Source organism: Streptomyces sp. RGM 3693, assembly GCF_050471125.1.
Taxonomy (GTDB): Bacteria; Actinomycetota; Actinomycetes; order Streptomycetales; family Streptomycetaceae; genus Streptomyces.
In genome coordinates this window covers 2,130,985-2,152,056 of the sequence record NZ_JBMPPQ010000001.1, presented here as the reverse complement: position 1 = coordinate 2,152,056, position 21,072 = coordinate 2,130,985, and the positions used below count along the sequence as shown (strand labels likewise).

At 73.6% G+C, this 21,072-nt stretch carries 15 protein-coding genes and 1 tRNA gene; 7 read left to right on the top strand and 9 right to left on the bottom strand.

Annotated elements, in window-relative coordinates; translation table 11 throughout:
* Positions 1-331: 331 nt before the first annotated feature.
* Complete coding sequence (gene idi, locus ACO0M4_RS09120) at positions 332-943, top strand: isopentenyl-diphosphate Delta-isomerase (RefSeq protein WP_430369252.1); 612 nt, start codon at positions 332-334, stop codon at positions 941-943.
* Here idi and ACO0M4_RS09115 read toward each other — a convergent pair.
* From ACO0M4_RS09115 to ACO0M4_RS09100, 4 genes are all read right to left on the bottom strand, one after another.
* Entirely contained in the window at positions 918-1,409 is a 492-nt protein-coding gene (locus ACO0M4_RS09115; protein ID WP_430369251.1) for an ATP-binding protein, read from the bottom strand. The two genes, idi and ACO0M4_RS09115, sit on opposite strands and share 26 nt — an antisense overlap.
* Before the next feature lie 201 nt (positions 1,410-1,610).
* On the bottom strand, positions 1,611-2,201 hold the full coding sequence (locus ACO0M4_RS09110) for an HdeD family acid-resistance protein (protein ID WP_390011455.1): 591 nt from the start codon (positions 2,199-2,201) through the stop codon (positions 1,611-1,613).
* Positions 2,202-2,340: 139 nt separating this feature from the next.
* Positions 2,341-2,414 (bottom strand) — tRNA-Met (locus ACO0M4_RS09105).
* Positions 2,415-2,495: 81 nt separating this feature from the next.
* On the bottom strand, positions 2,496-4,148 hold the full coding sequence (locus tag ACO0M4_RS09100) for an ABC-F family ATP-binding cassette domain-containing protein (RefSeq protein ID WP_430369250.1): 1,653 nt from the start codon (positions 4,146-4,148) through the stop codon (positions 2,496-2,498).
* 53 nt (positions 4,149-4,201) lie between these two features.
* Between ACO0M4_RS09100 and ACO0M4_RS09095 the strand changes: the two genes are divergently transcribed.
* Positions 4,202-4,972, top strand: a complete 771-nt coding sequence (locus ACO0M4_RS09095; protein WP_430369248.1) for an enoyl-CoA hydratase/isomerase family protein — start codon at positions 4,202-4,204, stop codon at positions 4,970-4,972.
* A gap of 33 nt (positions 4,973-5,005) precedes the next feature.
* Here the strand turns inward: ACO0M4_RS09095 and ACO0M4_RS09090 are convergent, their stop codons facing one another.
* Positions 5,006-5,677: a DJ-1/PfpI family protein gene (locus ACO0M4_RS09090; protein ID WP_430369247.1), complete on the bottom strand. Its 672-nt coding sequence runs from the start codon at positions 5,675-5,677 to the stop codon at positions 5,006-5,008.
* 79 nt (positions 5,678-5,756) lie between these two features.
* Positions 5,757-6,716, bottom strand: coding sequence for a GlxA family transcriptional regulator (locus ACO0M4_RS09085; RefSeq protein WP_430369246.1), 960 nt, complete (start codon positions 6,714-6,716; stop codon positions 5,757-5,759).
* Between the two features lie 133 nt (positions 6,717-6,849).
* Here ACO0M4_RS09085 and ACO0M4_RS09080 point away from each other — a divergent pair, with 133 nt between their 5' ends.
* The 3 genes from ACO0M4_RS09080 to ACO0M4_RS09070 all read left to right on the top strand — a co-directional run bounded on the left by ACO0M4_RS09080 (position 6,850) and on the right by ACO0M4_RS09070 (position 12,104).
* Positions 6,850-7,716: an SCO6745 family protein gene (locus ACO0M4_RS09080; RefSeq protein WP_430369245.1), complete on the top strand. Its 867-nt coding sequence runs from the start codon at positions 6,850-6,852 to the stop codon at positions 7,714-7,716.
* Between the two features lie 141 nt (positions 7,717-7,857).
* Complete coding sequence (locus ACO0M4_RS09075; protein ID WP_430369244.1) at positions 7,858-10,320, top strand: Tex family protein; 2,463 nt, start codon at positions 7,858-7,860, stop codon at positions 10,318-10,320.
* Between the two features lie 581 nt (positions 10,321-10,901).
* Positions 10,902-12,104, top strand: coding sequence for a Cmx/CmrA family chloramphenicol efflux MFS transporter (locus ACO0M4_RS09070; protein ID WP_430369243.1), 1,203 nt, complete (start codon positions 10,902-10,904; stop codon positions 12,102-12,104).
* A 344-nt stretch (positions 12,105-12,448) separates the two neighbouring features.
* On the opposite strand, the gene ACO0M4_RS09065 is transcribed toward ACO0M4_RS09070, so the two are convergent.
* Positions 12,449-14,422: an FUSC family protein gene (locus ACO0M4_RS09065; RefSeq protein WP_430369242.1), complete on the bottom strand. Its 1,974-nt coding sequence runs from the start codon at positions 14,420-14,422 to the stop codon at positions 12,449-12,451.
* A gap of 452 nt (positions 14,423-14,874) precedes the next feature.
* Here ACO0M4_RS09065 and ACO0M4_RS09060 point away from each other — a divergent pair, with 452 nt between their 5' ends.
* Positions 14,875-16,014 (top strand): FAD-dependent oxidoreductase, encoded by a 1,140-nt coding sequence (locus ACO0M4_RS09060; RefSeq protein ID WP_430369241.1) that lies wholly within the window; start codon positions 14,875-14,877, stop codon positions 16,012-16,014.
* Here ACO0M4_RS09060 and ACO0M4_RS09055 read toward each other — a convergent pair.
* Positions 15,981-17,351: a M14 family metallopeptidase gene (locus ACO0M4_RS09055; protein ID WP_430369240.1), complete on the bottom strand. Its 1,371-nt coding sequence runs from the start codon at positions 17,349-17,351 to the stop codon at positions 15,981-15,983. The two genes, ACO0M4_RS09060 and ACO0M4_RS09055, sit on opposite strands and share 34 nt — an antisense overlap.
* Before the next feature lie 69 nt (positions 17,352-17,420).
* Positions 17,421-19,394, bottom strand: a complete 1,974-nt coding sequence (locus tag ACO0M4_RS09050; protein ID WP_430369238.1) for a Xaa-Pro dipeptidyl-peptidase — start codon at positions 19,392-19,394, stop codon at positions 17,421-17,423.
* A 164-nt stretch (positions 19,395-19,558) separates the two neighbouring features.
* On the opposite strand from ACO0M4_RS09050, the gene ACO0M4_RS09045 reads away from it, so the two are divergent.
* Positions 19,559-21,046 (top strand): M1 family metallopeptidase, encoded by a 1,488-nt coding sequence (locus ACO0M4_RS09045; protein ID WP_430369236.1) that lies wholly within the window; start codon positions 19,559-19,561, stop codon positions 21,044-21,046.
* The last annotated feature ends 26 nt before the right edge of the window (positions 21,047-21,072 follow it).

The following is a 21,072-nucleotide window of genomic DNA, read 5'->3' as shown; positions in this document are numbered from 1 at the left end:
GCGGCCGTTCACCACGTATTCACCACTCGATCGGGTGAGCGACGGCTGCGCCTGCCGCGATCATCATGGTGGATCGGGCCTCGCCGGAACAACTGGCAGCCGGCCCGGGTGCCGGTTATGCGGGGGCTGGTCACGGTTGCCGCGGAGCGGCTGTGGCGAGGGCCATGCCGCGGACCGGGGCGGAGCGACCGCCCCCGGCGGCGGACCGCTCGGGGGGCGATCCGCTCGGTGCCGGGACACGCGGCGCCGCGCGGCACCCGGCAGTGCTCTGCCACTGACGGCGGCCCTGGTGGGGCAGACTTGACATCGACGACCGACGACAAGGATGGGCATGCCGATCACACCTGCCAACGGACAGACCGCCGGAACTTCGGCGGTGGGCGCGCCGGACGGCGCCGCCGAGCCGATCATGCTGGAGCTGGTCGACGAGGACGGCACGACGATCGGCACCGCGGAGAAGCTCGCGGCGCACCAGCCGCCCGGGCAGTTGCACCGGGCGTTCTCGGTCTTCCTCTTCGACGAGAAGGGGCGGCTGCTGCTCCAGCGCCGTGCCCTGTCGAAGTACCACTCCCCCGGCGTGTGGTCCAACACCTGCTGCGGTCACCCGTACCCGGGCGAGACGCCGTTCGCGGCGGCGGCCCGGCGGACCGCGGAGGAGCTGCGCGTGGCACCCGCGCTGCTCGCCGAGGCCGGGACGGTGCGCTACAACCACCCTGACCCGGCCTCCGGCCTGGTGGAGCAGGAGTACAACCACCTGTTCGTGGGGCTGGTGCGGGCCGAGCCGGCCCCGGACCCGGAGGAGATCTCCGAGGTCGCCTTCGTCACGCCGGAGGAGCTGGCCGATCGACATGCCCAGGTGCCGTTCTCCGCGTGGTTCATGACCGTGCTGGACGCGGCGCGGCCGGCGGTCCGGGAGCTCACCGGACAGTCGGTGGGCTGGTAGGAAGCGGGGCCAGCGGCAGTTCGGCCCAGATGGACTTGCCGCCGCCCGCGGTGTGCTCCACGTCGCACTTCCCGCCCACTTCTGCGGTGAACGCCTTGACCAGCCAGAGTCCTCGGCCGCCGACGTCACCCTCGTCCGCCTCCAGTGCCTTGGGGCGGTAGGGGTGGTCGTCCTCGACCGCGACCCTGAGCCAGTTGGCTCCGATGGTGAGCTGGACGGCGACCTGCGGGGAGAGCAGCGCGGCGTGCCGGACGGCGTTGGTGACCAGTTCGGAGACGATCAGCAGGAGCCCGTCCAGAATGTCGTCGGCGACGGGCACGTGCTGTTCGACGAGCAGATCCCGCACCGCGTGGCGCGCCTGGGGCACCGACGACTCCAGTGCCGGGGCGGTGAACCGCCAGACACCTTCGTAGGCGAGCGGGGAGGTCAGCTCCTCGGGGGGTTCTGCAGGGGGTCCGGAAGGCATCCTCACACGATGAGTGTTGAGAATGCGCTGGTCCGGACCGGCCTCCTGAACACAAGTCAGCGCCAATCGACGTCTTTTGGTCGATTCTGACAGAATCGCTCGGCCTCGCGACATGTTCCGTCGTTTTTGATTCGCGTTTTTATGGCGACCTCCGGAACGGCCGCCGGTCCGCCGCCGGAACGGGCGTGGCCAGGGTAAAGATCAAGCCACTCTGCTGTCCTCGACCATGCCGACCACGCGCCGGCCGCCGATCCCCATGGCGAGCAGGCCCAGCCCGTCGAAGAGCAGTTCCAACGAGAAGAAGCAGCCGATGACGTAGAGGCTGCTCTGCGGCCAGTTGGCGAGCACCAGGACACCCAACAGGATGCCGATCACGCCCTGGAGCAGCGTCCAGCCGAACTGCGGTCCGCGCACCACCACGGCACCGGCCAGGCGGAACAGCCCGCCGGTCAGGAAGAGCAGGGCGGCGAACATGGTCAGCGCGGCGGCGGTGGCGTCGGGCAGGCGGAGCACCACCACCCCGGCCGCGATGTTCAGCGCCGCGACGATCACCGCGAGCCAGAAGTAGCTCGACCCCCGGGACTGGACCGCGTGCACCAGTCCGACCAAGCCGCCGATCAACAGCAGCCAACCGAAGAGCAGCATCGTGGTGAGCGTGGCCACACCGACGTAGATCAGCCCGACGATCCCGGCCAGGACGAGGATGACCCCGAGGGCCGCGAGGAGCCCGAAACTGCGCCCCAGCTTGGCCGCCGCCGGATTGCGCCGGGAAGTTCTGGACCTGCCGGTCATCGCCGCCTCCTCGATCAGGGACCGTTTTTCCCGGTATACCCCGTATTGCGGCAGGAGGCAGGGTGAGTGGGCAGCGCCCGTGCGTGCGCATACGACAGCAGGCCCGGTGCCTGGGCACCGGGCCTGCTGTTCTTGTGAGTAGCGGGGACAGGATTTGAACCTGCGACCTCTGGGTTATGAGCCCAGCGAGCTACCGAGCTGCTCCACCCCGCGTCGACTCGGATTACCTTACGGGGTCCCCGCCCCGCACACAAATCGAAAACCGGAGCGGGCTCCTGACCGCATCGGGGCTGGTCACACCGCCCGGTCGGTGATCCGTCCGCCGTCGACCTCGATCCGGCGCGTGGTGTGCACCGCCGTCAACATCCGGCGGTCGTGGGTGACCAGCAGCAGGGTGCCCGGGTACGAGGCGAGCGCGGACTCCAGTTGCTCGATGGCGGGGAGGTCGAGGTGGTTGGTCGGCTCGTCGAGCACCAGGAGGTTGACCCCGCGGCCCTGGAGGAGGGCGAGCGCGGCCCGGGTGCGTTCCCCGGGCGAGAGGGTGCCCGCCGGGCGCAGCACGTGGCCCGCCTTGAGGCCGAACTTGGCGAGGAGGGTGCGCACGTCGGCGGGTGCCAGGTCCGGGACGGCGGCCCGGAAGGCGTCCATCAGCGCGGTGTCGCCGTTGCCCCGGAACAGTTGGCCGCGGGCCTGGTCGATCTCGCCGACCACCACGCCGGGGCCGAGCGAGGCCGCTCCGGAGTCCAGCGGCAGCCGGCCCAGGAGGGCGGCGAGCAGGGTGGACTTGCCGGCGCCGTTGGGGCCGGTGATGGCGACCCGGTCCGCCCAGTCGATCTGGAGGTCCACCGGGCCGAAGTGGAAGTCGCCGCGGCGGACCGTGGCCTGCCGGAGGGTGGCCACCACCGCGCCGGCCCGGGGCGCCGCGGCGATCTCCATCCGCAGCTCCCACTCCTTGCGGGGCTCCTCGACGACCTCCAGCCGGTCGATCATGCGCTGGGTCTGCTTGGCCTTGGCGGCCTGCTTCTCGGTGGCCTCGACCCGGCCCTTGCGGGCGATCTTGTCGTTGTCGGGAGCCTTGCGGCGGGCGTTGCGGACGCCCTTCTCCATCCAGTTGCGCTGGGTGTGCGCCCGGGTCTCCAGGGTCGCCTTGGTGTCGGCGTACTCCTCGAAGCGCTCGCGGGCGTGCCGCCGGGCCCGTTCGCGCTCTTCCAGGTAGGCGGTGTAGCCGCCGCCGTAGGTGTTGACCTGTTGCTGGGCGAGGTCGAGTTCGACGACCTGGGTGACCGTGCGGGCCAGGAACTCGCGGTCGTGGCTGACCAGGACGGTGCCGGCGCGCAGCCCGGTGACGAAGGACTCCAGGCGGTCCAGGCCGTCCAGGTCGAGGTCGTTGGTGGGCTCGTCGAGGAGGAAGACGTCGTAGCGGGAGAGCAGTAGCGAGGCGAGCGAGGCGCGGGCGGCCTGGCCGCCGGAGAGGGTCGTCATCGGCTGGTCGAGGCTGACCGACAGGCCCAGCTGTGCGGCGGTCTCCTCGGCGCGGTCGTCGAGGTCGGCGGCGCCGAGGGCGAGCCAGCGTTCCAGGGCCGTGGCGTAGGCGTCGTCGGCGCCAGGGCGTCCGTCGGCCAACGCCTCGGTGGTGGCGTCCAGGGCGTGCTGGGCCTCGGCCACGCCCGTGCGGCGGGCGAGGAAGGCGCGGACCGACTCCCCAGGGCGCCGGTCCGGCTCCTGCGGGAGGTGGCCGACGGTGGCGGTCGGCGGGCTGAGGGCGAAAGCGCCCTGCTCCGGGGGGACCAGCCCGGCGAGCAGGCGCAGCAGGGTGGACTTGCCGGCGCCGTTGGCACCGACCAGGCCGATCACGTCGCCGGGGGCGACGACCAGATCGAGACCGGAGAACAGGACGCGCTCGCCGTGGCCGGCGGCGAGGTCTTTGGCGACGAGGGTTGCAGACATCAGTCGCCGATCGTATCCGGCCGGGCGCCCGGGGGTCGCTCTAATATCCGGGCATGGAACCGGGTCTGAAGACGCATGTCAGCGGCGGTACGGCGACCGTCACCATCAGCAATACGGGCAAGCGCAATGCGATGACCGTCCGGATGTGGCAGGAGCTGCCACCACTGCTGGCGCGGCTGGCGGACGACGGCGCGGTGCGGGCGCTGGTGCTGACCGGGGACGGCGGGACGTTCTGCGCGGGAGCGGACATCGGGTCGCTGCGGGACGCGTCGGGTGCGTCGCAGGGGCTGGCGGTGGTGGCCGAGGAGGCGCTGGCGGCCTTTCCGCGACCGACGGTGGCGGCGATACGCGGCTACTGCGTGGGGGGTGGCGCCCAGTTGGCGGCCGCTTGTGATCTGCGGTTCGCGGAGGAGGGGGCGTTGTTCGGGGTGACGCCCGCCAAGTTGGGGGTGGCCTATCCGGCGTCCGCGACCCGGCGGCTGGTCCGGCTGGTGGGGCTGTCGGCCGCGAAGTACCTGCTGTTCTCCGGGGAGTTGATCGACTGCGCGCGGGCGCTGCGGAGCGGGCTGGTGGACGAGGTGGTGGCCGAGGGCGAGCTGGACAAGCGGATCGCGGAGTTCACCGCCGTCCTGGCGAGCCGGTCGCTGCTGACCCAGACCGCGGCGAAGGAACTGGCCAACGGGACCTGGGACGTGCCGCCGGAGGAGGCGGAGGCGCGTGGGGCGTTCTGGGTGGCGCAGGCGCGGGAGAGCGGCGACACCGCGGAGGGTGCCGCCGCCTTCCTGGAGCGCAGGGCGCCGCGGTTCAGGTGGCCGGAGGGCTGAGCGGCGGCCGCCGCCCGTGACGCTGACGTACCGTCACTTTCCTTCGGCGCCTTCGTCCCGCCACTGCTTCCCGGCCAGGATGAGGCTGCCGTGCTCCCGCAGGGCGGTGACGACGTCGGCCGGTGCCTTGTCTGGGGCGCCCGCGTCGTAGGGCGGCTGCGGGTCGTACTCGATGCCGAGCTGGATCGTCTGCGCGACGAAGTCGCCGGCGATCCGGCCGGCCAGGGTGAGCCCCATGTCGATGCCGGAGGAGACGCCGGCGGCCGTGACGTACTTGCCGTCGAAGACCACCCGCTCCCCCGTGGGTTCGGCGCCGTAGGCGGGGAGCTGGTCCAGCGCGAGCCAGTGGGAGGTGGCCCGGCGGCCCCGGAGGAGGCCGGCGGCGGCGAGGAGCAGCGAGCCGGTGCAGACCGAGGTGGTCCAGGTGGTGCCCGCGTCCACGGCCCGGATCCAGTCGTGCAGCGAATCGTCCGTCATGAGCGCGGTCTGCCCGGGGCCGCCGGGGATGACGAGGACGTCCGGCGCGGTGACGTCGCCGAGGGCGGCCTCCGCGACCAGGTTGAGGGAGCCCTTGTCGCTGCGGTGGATGCCGGGGCGTGCGGCGACGAACACCACTTCGGCGTCCGGGACGAGTCCGAGGGTCTCGTAGGGGCCGACGGCGTCGAGGGCGGTGAAGCGGTCGTAGAGGAGGATGGCGATCTGCATGGGGCCTCGTTCCTGGTTCGGTGGTGCGGTGGTGCGGTGTGCCGTGGTGGTCGGGGGCGGCGGGCGGCTGCGGGGCCGTTCAGGGCTGCCGGGCGGGCCGGAAGCGGCGGCGGTACTCGGCCGGGGAGGTGTCGAGGACCCGCACGAAGGCGCGGCGCATCGCCTCGGTGGTGCCGTAGCCGCACTGTCGGGAGATCTGTTCGATGCCGTCGGCGGTGTCCTCCAGGCGCCGGCGGGCCGCCTCCAGGCGGACCCGGTCGACGTAGCGGCCGGGGGTCATCCCGGTCTCGTCGCGGAAGGCGCGGGCGAAGTGCCGCGGGGAGAGCCCGGCGCGGTCGGCCAGCGCCTCGACGGAGAGGTCCGCCGCCGGGTGCTCGGTGATCCACTGCTGGACGTCGCGCAGCGGGCGGCGCTCGGCGGTCTGTGCGGCGAGCTGGGCGCTGAACTGGGTCTGGTTGCCCGGCCGGCGGAGGAAGACGACCAGGTGGCGGGCGATGGACAGGGCGAGGTCGCGGCCGTGATCCTCCTCGACCAGGGCCAGTGCCAGGTCGATGCCGGCGGTGACGCCCGCGGAGGTGGCCACGTCGCCGTCGCGGACGTAGATCGGTTCGGGATCGACGCGGACCGCGGGGTGGCGGGCGGCGAGGTCGGCGCACAGGCTCCAGTGGGTGGTGGCGCGGCGGCCGTCCAGCAGTCCGGCAGCGGCCAGCAGGAAGGCGCCACTACAGACCGAGACCTGGCGGCGGGCCAGCGGGGCGTGGGTGCGCAGCCAGTCGACCAGCCGCGGGTCGGGCGTGCAGGTGCCGAGGCCGCCCGGTACGAGGAGGGTGTGCGGGGGTTCGGCGGCGTCCAGTGCGAGGTCCGGGACGAGGGTGAGGCCGCTGGTGGTGCGGACCGGGGCGCCGTCCAGGGTGGCGGTGCGGATGCGGTAGCCGCCGGGGGCGCCCTGCCCGGCACCGCTGAAGACCTCGACCGGGCCGGTCACGTCGAGGCTCTGCACGCCGTCGAAGAGGACGACCAGCACGTTGCGCTGTTCCATGCCTTCCATCCTGGTGGCGGGGTGCGATGGCGGCAATGACGGGTTTCCCACCTTTCCTGCCATACGGAGGTCCGGGCCCCACGGGGGCGCCCACGGGGGTGGCGCCATACCAACGGGTCGGTAACCTGCTGGCATGACCTCTTCCAGCGCACTTCCCGAACGGGCCGGCCGGCACTGCCACAACGCCCTCAACCCCTTCCACTCGGCGCACTACTTCGCCCCCGAATTCACCGCGGAACTGGCCGGGTTGGGAGTGGAGGGCCGCGCCGGGTACTTCGCCGCCCGGAGCGCGCCGCTGGGTGCGGTGGGCGCCGGAACGGTCACCGCGACCTTCTACTCCTTCAAGCACGAGCTGGTCGCCGAGCACGTCCCGCACGTCTGGACGGTCACCACACCGCAGGCCGTCCTGGACGCCCGACTGCGGGCGGTGGACACCTCCCTGCGCCGGTACCTCGGCGACGCGGTGGAGTCCGCGGAGATGGCGGAGGCGGCGAAGCTCGCGCTGACCGCCACCGAGGGCTGCGCCCGGCACGCCCGGCCGCTGTTCTCCGCCTACGCCGACCTGCCGGTGCCGGACGCCCCGCACCTCGCCTACTGGCACGCCGCGTCGCTGCTGCGCGAACACCGCGGTGACGGCCACCTGATGGCGCTGCTGGACGCTGAGCTGGACCCGGTGGAGGCGCTGGTCTCGCACGCCGCCAGTGGGCACGGGATGAGCTACCGCGGCATCCTGGCGACCCGCGGCTGGACGCAGGAGGAGCTGACGGCGGCACAGGAGCGGCTGCGCGCACGCGGGCTGCTGGCCACCGCCGACGAACTGACCGAGGCCGGGACGACGCTGCGCAAGGAGCTGGAGCGGACGACGGACCGGCTGGACCAGGCGCCGTACGCGCACCTGGGGGCGGCGGGCGTGGCCCGGCTGACCGAGCTGGCGGCCGGGTTCGCCAAGCGCCTCCTGGAGTCCGGGGCGTTCCCGCAGGCGCTGTTCAGCAGGGAGTAGCCGGCTGCTCGGAGCTGGGGCGCCGGGGGTGCGTGCGTCTTCTCACACCCCGGTGTCCCCGGCCGGGCGGTGCGACAGTCCGGGGCGCCAACCGGCACAATGCAGGCTCAGGAAAGTCGCTGGAAGGCGGGCAGGATCAACGTGACGGCAGCCACTGAGCCCATCGGGACCCTCGGGTCCATCGAAGCGCGGATCGCCGACGAGCTCGGCGTCAAGGAGCGGCAGGTGAAGGCCGCGGTCGAACTGCTCGACGGTGGCTCGACCGTCCCGTTCATCGCGCGCTACCGCAAGGAAGCGACCGAGACGCTGGACGACGCGCAGCTGCGCTCCCTTGAGGAGCGGCTGCGCTACCTGCGGGAGCTGGAGGAGCGGCGGACCGCCGTCCTGGAGTCGGTGCGGTCGCAGGGCAAGCTGGACGCCGCGCTGGAGGCGCAGATCCGCGGGGCCGAGTCCAAGGCCCGGCTGGAGGACATCTACCTGCCGTTCAAGCCGAAGCGGCGCACCAAGGCGCAGATCGCGCGGGAGGCGGGCCTCACGCCGCTGGCCGACGGGCTGCTGGCCGACCCGTCGGTGGAACCGACCGCCGCCGCCACGGCGTTCGTGGACGCGGACAAGGGCGTCGCCGATCCGGCCGCGGCCCTGGAGGGCGCGCGGGCGATCCTCACCGAGCGGTTCAGCGAGGACGCGGACCTGATCGGGGAGCTGCGCGAGCGGATGTGGTCGCGCGGCCGGGTCGCGGCGAAGGTTCGGGCGGGCAAGGAGGAGGAAGGCGCCAAGTTCGCCGACTACTTCGACTTCGCCGAGCCGTTCACCGAACTGCCCTCCCACCGGGTGCTGGCGATGCTGCGCGGTGAGAAGGAGGACGTGCTCGACCTCACCCTGGAGCCGGAGGACCCGGCGGAGGCCGTCGAGGGCCCCAGCTCCTACGAGCGGTCCATCGCGCACCGCTTCGAGATCACCGATCGGGGCCGGCCGGCCGACAAGTGGCTTCAGGACACGGTCCGCTGGGCCTGGCGCACCCGCGTCCAGGTGCACCTCGGCATCGATCTGCGGCTGCGGCTGCGGCAGGCCGCCGAGGACGAGGCGGTCCGGGTCTTCGCCGCGAACCTGCGGGACCTGCTGCTGGCGGCGCCCGCCGGGACGCGCGCCACGATGGGCCTGGACCCCGGTTTCCGCACCGGCGTGAAGGTGGCCGTGGTCGACGCGACCGGCAAGGTGGCGGCGACCGAGACGATCTACCCGCACGTGCCGCAGCAGAAGTGGGACGCGGCGCTGGCCACCCTGGCGCGGCTGGCGCGGGAGCACCACGTCGAGCTGATCGCGATCGGCAACGGCACCGCCTCCCGGGAGACCGACAAGCTGGCGGCCGAACTGATCGCCGGGCAGCCGGAGTTGAGGCTGACGAAGGTGATGGTGTCCGAGGCGGGCGCCTCGGTGTACTCGGCCTCCGCGTTCGCCTCCCAGGAGCTGCCCGACCTGGACGTGTCGCTGCGCGGCGCGGTGTCCATCGCGCGGCGCCTCCAGGACCCGCTGGCCGAACTCGTCAAGATCGACCCCAAGTCGATCGGGGTCGGCCAGTACCAGCACGACCTGGCCGAGACCAAGCTGTCGCGCTCGTTGGACGCCGTGGTCGAGGACTGTGTGAACGGCGTCGGCGTGGACGTCAACACCGCCTCCGCGCCGCTGCTCGCCCGGGTCTCCGGCATCAGCTCGGGCCTGGCCGAGAACATCGTGACCCACCGGGACGGCAACGGCCCGTTCCACTCCCGCAAGGCCCTCAAGGACGTCCCGCGACTGGGCCCCAAGGCGTACGAGCAGTGCGCGGGCTTCCTGCGGATCCGGGGTGGCGACGATCCGCTGGACGCCTCCAGCGTGCACCCGGAGGCGTACCCGGTGGTGCGCCGGATCGTGCAGGCGGCGAACAGCGAGGTCGGGGCGCTGATCGGCAACACGGCCGCGCTGCGCGCCCTGCGCCCGGCGGACTTCGTCGACGACTCCTTCGGTCTGCCGACGGTCACCGACATCCTCCAGGAGCTGGAGAAGCCGGGCCGCGACCCGCGGCCGGAGTTCCGGACCGCGAGCTTCAAGGAGGGCGTGGAGAAGATCGGCGACCTGGCGCCGGGGATGCTCCTGGAGGGCGTGGTGACCAACGTCGCCGCCTTCGGGGCGTTCGTGGACGTGGGCGTCCACCAGGACGGTCTGGTGCACGTCTCGGCGATGTCGAAGACCTTCGTCAAGGACCCGCGGGACGTGGTGAAGCCGGGCGATATCGTCCGGGTGAAGGTGCTCGACATCGACATCCCGCGGAAGCGGATCTCGCTGACCCTGCGGCTGGACGACGAGGCGGGCAAGGGCGCGCCGACCGGCGGCGGCGAGCGGCGCGGCGCGGCGGGGGGCGGCGAGCGCCGCGGCGGTGCGGGTGGCGGTACGGGCGGCGGCCGGGGACCGCGCGAGGGCGGCCAGAGCGGTGCGCCGCGGCAGCGGCAGGGCGGCGGTCAGCGAGGCGGCGAGCGCCGCGGCGGCCGGGAGGCCGCGCCGGTCAATGACGCGATGGCGGACGCGCTGCGGCGGGCCGGGCTGTTGGGCGGCAAGGACGGTCGTTGAGCCTCGGCACCCTCTCCGGGCGGCAGCGGGACGGGTTCTCGCTGCCGCCCGGAGACATCGAGGAGACGTTGAAGAGACGTTGAGGAGCCGGGCCGCGCGACGATGTTCGACCGGCGTCGACGTATCCGGTCGGGACGGCACCCGACGTACAGCACTTCTGATCCACCGGCAGACCCTGGCCCCTCCGACCCTCCGACCCTCCGACCCTCCGGCCCTCCGGCCCTCGTCCAGTGGACAGGCACTAATCCGTGGACGGGGGCCGGGCCGGCCGGTTAGCCTACGGATCATGTCCAGCCCCGAGTCCTCAAGACGCTAGCCACCGGGCGTCGTCCGGTGGCTCCTCGCCCTGCCGCTTCCGCGGCCGCGACGCCGCCCTCGGGCTGCCGTCGCGCCGGCGCGCGTTCCCTCGCGCCGCCACGTCGAGGTCTTCTCCCGCCACCGGACCGCCTGTTGAGGCAGGTCTTGTCCATGCGGTAGCCGGGGCTACCGCTTCCTCAACCGGTCCTACCGATCGCCGTCGGCCCCGCCGACGGCGCCCCTCGGCCGGTGCCGGTCCATGGTGTGGTTGCGGAGTTTTTCTGATGCCATTCGCTCTCTACGTGCTCGCGCTGGCGGTCTTCGCGCAGGGCACATCCGAGTTCATGCTGTCCGGGCTGATTCCGGACATCGCCGTCGATCTCCAGGTGTCCGTTCCGGCGGCGGGCGCACTGACCTCGGCGTTCGCTGCCGGGATGATCGTCGGGGCGCCGCTGATGGCGCTGCTGAGCCGGCGCTGGCCGCGGCGGCGCGCCCTGCTGGTCTTCCTGGTCACCTTCCTGCTGGTCCACGTGCTGGGCGCGGTGACCAGCGACTTCGGCGTGCTGCTGGCCACCCGTGTGGTGGCGGCGCTGGCCAATGCCGGGTTCCTGGCGGTGGCGCTGGCGACCGCGGCCGCGATGGTCGCGCCGGACGCCAAGGGCCGGGCCACCTCCGTCCTGTTGGGCGGCACAACGCTGGCCTGTATCGCGGGTGTTCCGGCCGGTGCGGTGCTGGGGCAGGAGTGGGGCTGGCGCTCGGCGTTCTGGGCGGTGGCCGCGCTGTCGGTGCCGGCCGTCCTCGCCCTCGTGCGGTCGGTACCGGGCGGTCCGGGCGGTACCGGTGCGGACGCCGCGGCACCCGGTGCGCGCGGTGAGCTGTGGGCGCTGCGCCGTCCGCGGCTGCTGGTGGCGCTGCTGTTGGGGGCGCTGGTCAACGGCGCCACGTTCTGCACCTTCACCTACCTCGCACCGCTGGTCACCGACGTCACCGGATTCGGGGCCGCCGGGGTGCCGGTGGTGCTGGCGCTGTTCGGGCTGGGTTCGTTCGCCGGTGTCACGGCGGGCGGGCGGCTGGCGGACCGGCGGCCCCGGGCACTGCTCGCCGTCGGGGGCGGGGCGCTGCTGGTGGGCTGGGCGGTGTTCGCGCTGACGGCCGGTAACGCGGTGGCCACGGTGGCGCTGGTCTTCGTCCAGGGCGCCCTGTCGTTCGCGGTCGGCTCCACCCTGATCGCGCAGGTGCTCTACGCGGCGGCCGAGGCTCCCACGTTGGGTGGCAGTTTCGCGACCGCGGCGCTCAACGTGGGCGCCGCGGCCGGCCCTTGGTGGGGCGGCATCGCACTCGGCGCGGGCTTCGGCTACCGCGCACCGCTGTGGGTGAGCGCCCTGCTGGTGGCGGTGGCGCTGGCCGTCGGTGGCGCGGCGCAGGGGGCGCGGGTGCGCCGGCGGGCGACCGGCGGCGCCGGGAAGGTGGCGGCGCCGACATCGTGACGGGCTCGCCCCGGGGCGGTGGCCATACGGCTCCGGGGCGGTGGCCATACGGCCCGGGGGCCGCGGTCGGGCCCGGGGTCGGGTCCGGGTCCGACCTCATGGCCGTGTCCGGGGACACCCGACCCCGCGGCCGGGGCGGTCGCCACGCGGCTCCGTACCTCGGGGCGACGGTCACCGCCCGGCTGCGCGGTGATCCTTGAGAAGGGCTCTCGCAACCGGGTCGCCCGTGTCCCGTCTCGCACGACCTTGCCTCCGTCTCACCGGACGTTCTCTGCTGCGCACCGGGTCACTGGGTCACCAAGCCCTCCTGGGCCACCGGGCCACCGGGCTACCGGGCTACCGGGTCACCGGGCGCCCGCGTAGCCGCGCAGGCGCTCCAGTTCGGCGGCGACGTCGGTGAGGGTGGCGCAGTCCGGGACCGGTCGGAGTTCCGGCGGCGGGGTGCCGGGCGGGCGGCCGGGGGTCTCCAGGGCGTCGGCCATGGCGGAGAGGGCCTGGCAGAGCCGCTCGGCCTCCGCCGGGCCCGGGCGGCGGGCGCCGTGGTCGAGGCGGACGGCGCAGGCGGTGGCGGCGTCGACGATGCGTTCCGCGGCGGTGACCACGGTCAGCCAGTCGGGGCCCGGGTCCCGGGCGGGGCGGAACTCCGCGGCGGCGGTCTCCGCTGCGCCCCGGGCCTGGGCCAGCGTCCGGTAGGCGGCCCGGCGCAACGCCAGCCGCCGGGTGGCGACGGCAGCGGGGTCGGCGGCGGCACCGGGCGCGGTGGCGGCTGCGGGCCGGGGTTCCAGGACGTACCGCAGGAAGCGCTCGGTGCTCCGCAGCGCCTCCGTGACCCGCGGGCCGACCCGGCGGCGTGGATCGGCGAGGTGCGGCAGGTGCCCGACGATCAGCACGATCCCGCACGCGAGGGAGGTGTCGACGAGCCGTTCGGGGGCGGCCTGCGGAGCGCCCCCGACGTAGACGAAGGACAGCACCATCACCGTGATCGCCCCGGTCTGCAGCGCGAAGTGCCGGGTGGCGAACGGCAGTAGCGCACCGCCCGCACCGGCCATCAGGGCGGGCCACCAGCTCCCGGACAGCAGCGCCCCGGCCGCCGCGAAGACCAGGACGCCGGCCGCGGTGCCGGCGAAGCGGTTGACCGTACGGGAGAACAGCGGGCCGAGGTCCGGCTTGACGAGGAAGGTGACGGTGGCCGGCAGCCAGTACCAGTGGTCGGCGCGGAGCAACAGGGCCACCGCCGTGCTGGCGCCGATGCAGAGGGCGACCCGCAGGCCGTAGTCCCGGCCGGCCGGGCCCAGTGCTCCGCGGGACCCCGCGGCCCGTTCCGGCGGGGTGTCGGTGCCCGCCGCGGGTGGTGGCACCGGCCGTTCCCGGTCGAAGGCTACCGCGGCGTCCAGTAGGGCGTGGTCGAAGGCGCCGCGGGCGGCGGAGCTGCGCTCCGGGGCGGAGAGCCGGCCCGGTGGCCGGCCGGTGCGCAGCGCCTCGGCGAACCGGCGGGGGCCCTCGGCGACCCGCGGCGGCAGCGTACGGGCCTCCCATAGGAGCGCGACGCTGGCCTCGCAGAGCGCGGTGGCCGCGGCGAAGCGCTCCGTCAGCAGGAGTTCCTCCGGGCGGGCCGGGCGGCCCAGCAGCCGACTGGTGAGCCGGCGCAGCCGCAGCGCCTCGTCGGCGCGGTCCAGAGCGGCGGTGAGCCGGCGGCGGGCGGGCTCCGCGCCCGGCCCACCGGCCGCGGCCAGGGCGTCGGCGAGCGCGTCGAAGACCGTGGCGACGGCCGCCCGTTCCCCGCTGAGCGGGCCGCCCGCCGGGCGCGGCGACCGCAGGACGAGCCGGAGCAGGAGCAGCCAGAGGCAGCCGGCGAGGAGGTAGAGCGCCTTGGCCCACGGCGCGCCGGGCAGGGGCATGCCCGCGCCGAGGACGGTGGCGGCGAGCATCTGCATCCCGGCGTTGGAGCGCACCGGCCCGGCCACGCTGCCGGCGCCGGAGACGAAGCCGACCGCACTGAGCGCCGGCACCACCCACCAGCCCGCGTCGGCGGCCCGCAGGGACGCGCCCATCAGCATGCCGAGCGCGGAGGCCAGCGCGGGCAGGCCGATGTGGACGATGCCGGTGCGCCGGGTGCCGGGGCGGTCGTTGACGCCCGCCAGCATCGAGCCGAGGGCGATCAGTACGCCGGGGGCCGGGTGCCCGGCGGCGATCCCCGCGGCCAGCAGCGGTCCCGCGCAGAGCGTGCCCCGGGCCACCGCCGCCCAGGGCACGGGCAGCCGCTGCCAGCGGAAGGGGTGGGCGAGCCAGGCGGGCACGGCGCGCCGGTGGCGGAGCATGGGTCTCCTCGGACGAGGGCGGGGACGGGATACGAGTGCGCGGCCACGGGTGGTCGCGGGCGGATCCGAGGGGCGTCATCGGCCGACGGTGCCGGGGCCCGGCCGGCGGCGTGGCGGGGCCGGTCCACCGGGGGCCCTACCAGCCTAAGGTCCGGACTTGTCCGGCCCACTGCCGGAGGGTTACACAAAGATCACAGGTGGAGAAGATCACAGGACGACGGGTTCGGAGGACAGCGAGCTCATCGGGCGTCGAAATCCAGGACGGCGGGACGGCGGGACGACGGGATGGCGGACGACGGCCGGACGACGGCAGCCGGACGGCTGGACGGCTGGACGAGCACGACGTCACGACGTCACGACGTCACGAGCACAACACGACGAACAGCACGACGAACAACACGGCGAACTGCACGGCGAACTGCACGGCGACGGGACCTCGGGAGGGCATGGAGATGACGGATCGGCGATCGGCGGGGACGGGCGGGTCGGTGGACCCGGAGATATGCGTGGTCGGCGGCGGGGTGATCGGGCTGACCTCGGCGATCGTGCTCGCCGAGGCCGGGTACCGGGTGCGGGTGGTGTCCCGGGATGCGGCCGGCGACACGACCTCGGCGGTGGCCGGCGGCCTGTGTTGGCCCTACCGGATCCAGCCGTACAACGACGCGGTCCGGTGGTCGCTGCGCTCCCTGGAGGTGCTCACCGGGCTCGCCGCGCGGCCGGCGGAGACCGGGGCCCGGCTGGTGCCGGGCACCTTCGCGAGCGCCCCGGCGTCGGACGGCCGTGACAGCAGTGGCAGTAGTGACAGCAACGGCAGCAACAACAACGACGGTGGCAGTAGCGACGAGGGTGCCGGGGATGCCGGGGATGGTCTTGAGGAGGGGCTCGGTGCCTGGTACGCGGCGGTGCCGGGGCTGCGGCGGGCCCGCGCCGAGGAGCTGCCGCCCGGGTGCGGCGCGGGGTGGCGGGCGCGTACGCCTCTGGTGGACATGCCGGTGCACCTGAGGTATCTGGAGCGGCGGTTGGTGGCGGCCGGCGGGACCGTGGTGGCGCGTCCGGTGGCGTCCCTGGCGGAGGCGGCCGACGGCGTCCGGGCGGTGGTGAACTGCTCCGGGCTGGGCGCCCGTGAGCTGGTTCCGGACCCCGGGGTGCAGCCCGTTCAGGGGCAGTTGGTGATCGTGGCGAATCCGGGCGTGGACGAGTGGTTCACCGCCGCCGATGCGGGCGCGGTGGACACCACCTACCTCCTGCCGCAGCCGTTCGGGCTGGTCCTGGGCGGGACGGCGCGGGAGGGAGCCTGGTCGCGGGAGCCGGATCCGGCGGTGGCGGAGGCGATCGTGGCGCGCTGCGCCCGGTACTTCCCCGAGGTGGCGCGGGCCCGCGTCCTGGCGCACCGGGTGGGGTTGCGGCCGGCCCGTCCGGCGGTGCGGCTGGCGGCGGGGCGACTGCCGGACGGGACGGTGTGCGTGCACAACTACGGGCACGGGGGTGCGGGGGTGACCGTGTCCTGGGGGTGCGCGGACGAGGTGCTGCGGCTGGTGCGGGCCGAGGTCGCGCCGGCTCAGGGGCCGACCGGGGTGCCGGCCGCGACGTGATGGTCGGCACGGGCGTCCAGCAGCAGCGGGACCAGTGCGCGCAGTGACTGGCGCAGCGGGACGGTGGCGCCGCCGTCGTCGTCCCGCTGCCAGTGCACGCCGTGGGCCGCCAGTACGGCTTCGGCCCGGGCGAACTGTGCCGCGTCCAGGCGGTAGGCGCGCGGCGGGCGGGTCAGGATGCGGTCCGCGGTCGGGGGTTCGTTGTCGGCGCCGCCGAGGTAGATCGGCCCTCGGTCGGCCAGGCCGGCCGTGCGGGCCGCCGCGGTGGCCGCCTCGATGCGTCCGCGGTGCCGATCAAGGAAGGCGAACAGTCCTTTCAGGCCGGCGAGTTGGGAGTCCACCCGGTGGCGGTTGTGCCGGGCCGGGTCGGCCTTCCCGGTGTCGGCGGGCGCGGCGAGAGGGGGGTACCCCCGGCCGGTGGTGGTGGGAGGGTCGACGCGGGTTTCCACGAGCAGTCCGATGGAGCCCTTGATCCCGGCGGTGTTGCGCAGGATCCGCTCCTGGCCGTCGCCGGCGACCTGTTTGACGGGGGCGCCGGTCACCGGGTCGGTCCAGATGCCGTAGACGCCGGTGCTGAAGCCGGCTGCCCGGGCGGCGGGGGTGACGAAGTCCTGGGACAGGGCGGCCGATTCGCGGTGGACGGGGTCCGCGGTGTTGGGGTTCCGCGGCCACAGGGAGAGCAGGTCCTTGACGTAGTAGGGCGCCTTGGGGGTGTATTCGTGCAGGTCGTAGACGGTGTCGGGGCGGTAGTCGCGGATCACCGCGGCCATCGCGCGGGCTTCGGGGGTGATCAGCGCGAGGTGGTCGCGGTTGATGTCGGTGCCGTCGGCGTTGCCGCGGGTGTCGGCGGCCCGGCCGTCGGGGTTGGCGGTGGGGACGACGAGGACGCTGGTGCGCGCGAGGAAGTGCCGGGTGGCCGGGTCCTTGGCGTAGGCGAGGTTGCGGACGGTGGTCAGGCACGCCTCGCGGCCGGAGGGTTCGTCGCCGTGCTGGGAGCAGATCAGCAGTACGGAGTTGCCGCGGCGGACGGCGGCGGGGCGCGCGGGGGCGGGGGCGCCGAGGCGGACCAGTCGCAGGGGGCGGCCCTGTGCGGTGGTGCCGATCCGGTCGATGCGGACATGGGGTGCGGCATCCGCGGACCGGGCGACGGCCGTGAGGAACGCCGTTTCCTCCGGCTCGCTGGTCCACCGGGCGCCGTGGCTGGTCTCGAATCCCGTACGCGGCACGTGCGGTGGGGTGGCGTTGGTGGACGGGGCGGGGCTGACCCCGGCGGTGAGGGCGGCGGCCAGTGCCCCGAGGGCGAGGCCGCGGGAGCGGAGTGATCCAAGGGGTGCCACGAGGGTGCCTCCGTGGGTCGGCAGCGTGGGTGGTGGGGCCGCCCCGTGTGCGGGGCGGCCCCGGGCCGGTCAGTCTCCGTACGGCAGCCGGCTGAGGGCCGGCGGTGGGGCGATGCCCTTGGGGGCGGTTCCGGTCGGGCGGGTGGCCGCCGGGGTGCCAGCGGTGGCCCGGGTGAGGGCCGGGGCGCCGCCGGTGAGCGGCAGCCGGGCGGCGGTGCGGGCCAGGTCGAGGGTGAGCGTGGGACGGGAGGCGGGCGGGTCGATCAGGTGGGCGTCGGTGCCGGCCACGATGAGCGCGAGCCGGTGCCCGGCGGGGACGATGTGGTCGCTGGCGGCCAGTTGGAGGGTGAGGGTGTAGGGCTTGCCGGGGGTGAGCGGGTGGCCGTGCTGCGGGTCGGTGGCGTGGCCGAGGTCGGCCCAGCCGCGGCTGAAGACCGTGAAGCCGACCTTGCTGACGTCGGCGGCGGTCTCCTTGAAGCAACCGGTGTCGCCGGTGGTGCCGGCGCCCCAGCAGGTGCTGTTGCCGCGGGTGACGATGCCCTCGCCGTCGGCGCCGTAGTTCCGGATGGTGTCCGGGCCGAGGTCGACGAGGACCGCGGTCAGGTGGGCGCTGGTGGTGTTGGGGGTGGCGGTGACGGTCACCGTGCCGGCGCCGGAGAGCCGCAGCGGTGCGGTGAGCGGGCCGGTGGTGAAGCCGGCCTTGGCCGGGGTCGAGCGGTCGATGGCGGCGGCCCAGTCGGCCTCGCCGAGCGCCGGGTCGCCGGTGAAGGCCGCGGTCTGGCCGGCTGGGGTGGGCCGGGTGCCCAGGACGCCGACGCCGGCGGTGGTACCGGTACGGGGGTGCAGGGTGACCGCGGCGGTGCCCGGCGCGGGCCACCGGGCGTCGGTGCGCCAGGTGTCGGGGGCGCGCTCGATGTCGGCCATCGGGGCGCGCTGGATGCCGTTGTCGTAGCCCATCAGGTAGTGGTCGAACCACTGGTGGAGGGTGCGCACCCAGTCACCGCGGCGGTAGTCGAAGGGGTCGACGTGGCCGGTCTGGGAGAGCCAGATCTTGCGTTCGACGCCGTGCCTGGCGAGCGCGTCCCACCACTGGCCGAAGTGCTTGGTACGGACGTTGAGGTCCTGCATGCCGTGGACGAGGAAGACGCTGGCGCGGACCTTGGCGGCGCCTCGCACGTAGTCCCGTTCGGTCCACAGGTCGGTCCAGTCGCCGTTGCGCGGGGCGCCGGCGACGAGCTTGCGCTGGACGGCGGCGCAGTCCTTGTGCGCGCCGGGGCTCTCGACGGCGGAGGCGAGTCCGTCGGGGCCACCGTCGTAGAGCGGGGCGCCCTGGGCGAAGTAGTAGTCGTACCAGGAGGAGATGCCGGCGATCGGGACGATGGTCTTCAGGCCCGGGACGCCGGTGGCGGCGACGCCGTTGGCGATGGTGGCGTCCCAACTCTTGCCGATCATGCCGGTGTTGCCGTTGGACCAGTCGGCGGTGACGGGTTTCCCGCCGCTACGGGCGGTGTAGCCGCGGGCCCGACCGCCCAACCAGTCGATGACGGCCTTGGCGGACTGGACGTCCGAGCGGCCGCCGACGTCGATGCAGCCGTCGGAGCGGTTGGTTCCGGCCAGATCGACGAGGACGGTCGCATAGCCGCGAGGCACGAAGTAGTTGTCGTAGAAGAGCGGGAACTGGACCGGGCGGCCCTGGGCGTCGTAGGTCTTCTTCTGGCTCTCGTTGCCGCGTCCGCAGCACGAGTAGTAGGGACTGGCGTCCATGATCGTGGGGATCCGGCGGCCCTGTTGCGCGGGTTCGGCGGGCCGGATGATGTCGGCGGCGACCCGGTCGGGGTGGCCGTCGGAGTCGCCGTCGAGGCCGGTGTCCACCCAGACCGTTTCGCGGATGGCGTGGTCGTAGGAGTAGACCGGCTTGCTCTCCCGGGGAGCGGGGGCCGCGCCCGCCGCACCGGGGGCGGCGACCAGGGCGAGGAGGGCGAGGACGGCTGACAGGACGAGGGTTTTCCAAGGGATGTGGGGGGTTCCCGGGCGTATTGTCACGCGCGGACCGTAGCGCGGGTCAACTCCCGTGCAGAAGGGGGGTGTCGGGGGCGCGTGTCGGTGAGATGTCGGTCATGTGTCAGATGTGGCCATGGACATGACGCGGCCTCGATGCGTACATAAGCTCCGTAAGAGATCGACCTCCCCTACGAGTTGGAGGACTCGTGCGTCACAGACTCCTGGTCCCGGGCGCGGCCGCGCTCAGTCTGCTGCTGGCGATCCCGGCGGCGGCGGCCGACTTCACCCCGGGTGCCCCGGGTGCGGGCGACAGCTACTACCCCGCGAGCGGCAACGGCGGGTACCGCGTCTCCCACTACGACCTGCGGCTGAAGTACCAGCCGGCGACGGACCTGCTGGAGGGCACGGCGACCCTGCTCGCCCGGACCACGCAGGACCTCTCGCGCTTCAACCTGGACTTCGGCCTGAAGGTCAGCGAGATCCGCATCAACGGCAAGAAGGCCACCTTCGCCACCTCCGGGAAGCACGAGTTGGAGGTGACGCCGGCCACACCGCTGGAGAAGGGCAAGGACATCAGCGTGGTGGTCCGCTACGCGGGCAAGCCCTCCGAGCTGAAGATCGACGGCTTCACCGCCTGGGCCCGGACGCCGGACGGCGGCGTGGTGGCGCAGGAGCCGGAATCGGCGGTGTGGTGGTTCCCCAGCAACGACCACCCCTCCGACAAGGCGACGTACGACATCTCCGTCGCGGTGCCGGACGGCACCCAGGCACTCAGCAACGGCGTGCTGGCCTCGAAGACCTCCAAGCTCGGCTGGACGCGCTACAACTGGCGCTCGGACAAGCCGCAGGCGACGTACCTGACGACGCTGGCGATCGGCAAGTTCGACATCACCACCGACACCACGGCCGACGGTCTGCCGGTGATCAACGCGGTCAGCCCGGACCTGGGCGCGAACCTGGGGTCGGCGCGGGCGAGCATCGAGCGCACCACCGAGGTCACCGAGTGGCTGGAGAGCGTCTTCGGTCCGTACCCGTTCAACTCGGTCGGCGGCTACGTCCCCAACGTCCCGGCCGGGTACGCGCTGGAGACCCAGACCCGTCCGTTCTACGGCAAGAAGGCGTTCGACAAGGGCACCAACGTCTCGGTGGTGGTGCACGAGCTGGCGCACCAGTGGTACGGCGACAGCGTGTCGTTGAAGGACTGGAAGGACATCTGGCTCAACGAGGGCTTCGCCGCGTACAGCCAGTGGCTGTGGTCGGAGAAGGAGGGCGAGGGCACCGCGCAGCAGTTGGCGGACTACGTCTACGCCCAGCACCCGGCCGATGACCCGTTCTGGACGGTGAAGCCGGGCGACCCGGGCGCGGACAAGCAGTTCGACTCGGCGGTCTACGACCGCGGTGCGCTGGCCCTGCAGTCGCTGCGCAACAAGGTCGGCGACAAGGTCTTCTTCGACATCCTCAAGTCCTGGCCGACGGAACACCGGTACGGCAACGCCGCGGTCGGGGACTTCGTGAAGTTCGCGGAGAAGAAGTCCGGGCAGCCATTGGCCGACTTCTTCGACACCTGGCTGTACCAGCCGACCAAGCCGGCCGCGAGCGCGGGCGCGCGGGCGTTCGCCGCGCGGGGCCTGGTCGCCCAGCCCAAGTCGTGGAAGCAGATCGCGGCCACCCACGAGGTGCACGCCGGTCACTGACCGGGTGCGGCGGGCGGGGTCAGGTC

Excerpts from the sequence above, each read along its gene's own strand:
- idi (WP_430369252.1), top strand. The coding sequence starts at position 332 with ATGCCGATCACACCTGCCAACGGACAGACCGCCGGAACTTCGGCGGTG.
- ACO0M4_RS09115 (WP_430369251.1), bottom strand. The coding sequence starts at position 1,409 with ATGCCTTCCGGACCCCCTGCAGAACCCCCCGAGGAGCTGACCTCCCCG.
- ACO0M4_RS09110 (WP_390011455.1), bottom strand. The coding sequence starts at position 2,201 with ATGACCGGCAGGTCCAGAACTTCCCGGCGCAATCCGGCGGCGGCCAAG.
- ACO0M4_RS09100 (WP_430369250.1), bottom strand. The coding sequence starts at position 4,148 with ATGTCTGCAACCCTCGTCGCCAAAGACCTCGCCGCCGGCCACGGCGAG.
- ACO0M4_RS09095 (WP_430369248.1), top strand. The coding sequence starts at position 4,202 with ATGGAACCGGGTCTGAAGACGCATGTCAGCGGCGGTACGGCGACCGTC.
- ACO0M4_RS09090 (WP_430369247.1), bottom strand. The coding sequence starts at position 5,677 with ATGCAGATCGCCATCCTCCTCTACGACCGCTTCACCGCCCTCGACGCC.
- ACO0M4_RS09085 (WP_430369246.1), bottom strand. The coding sequence starts at position 6,716 with ATGGAACAGCGCAACGTGCTGGTCGTCCTCTTCGACGGCGTGCAGAGC.
- ACO0M4_RS09080 (WP_430369245.1), top strand. The coding sequence starts at position 6,850 with ATGACCTCTTCCAGCGCACTTCCCGAACGGGCCGGCCGGCACTGCCAC.
- ACO0M4_RS09070 (WP_430369243.1), top strand. The coding sequence starts at position 10,902 with ATGCCATTCGCTCTCTACGTGCTCGCGCTGGCGGTCTTCGCGCAGGGC.
- ACO0M4_RS09065 (WP_430369242.1), bottom strand. The coding sequence starts at position 14,422 with ATGCTCCGCCACCGGCGCGCCGTGCCCGCCTGGCTCGCCCACCCCTTC.
- ACO0M4_RS09060 (WP_430369241.1), top strand. The coding sequence starts at position 14,875 with ATGACGGATCGGCGATCGGCGGGGACGGGCGGGTCGGTGGACCCGGAG.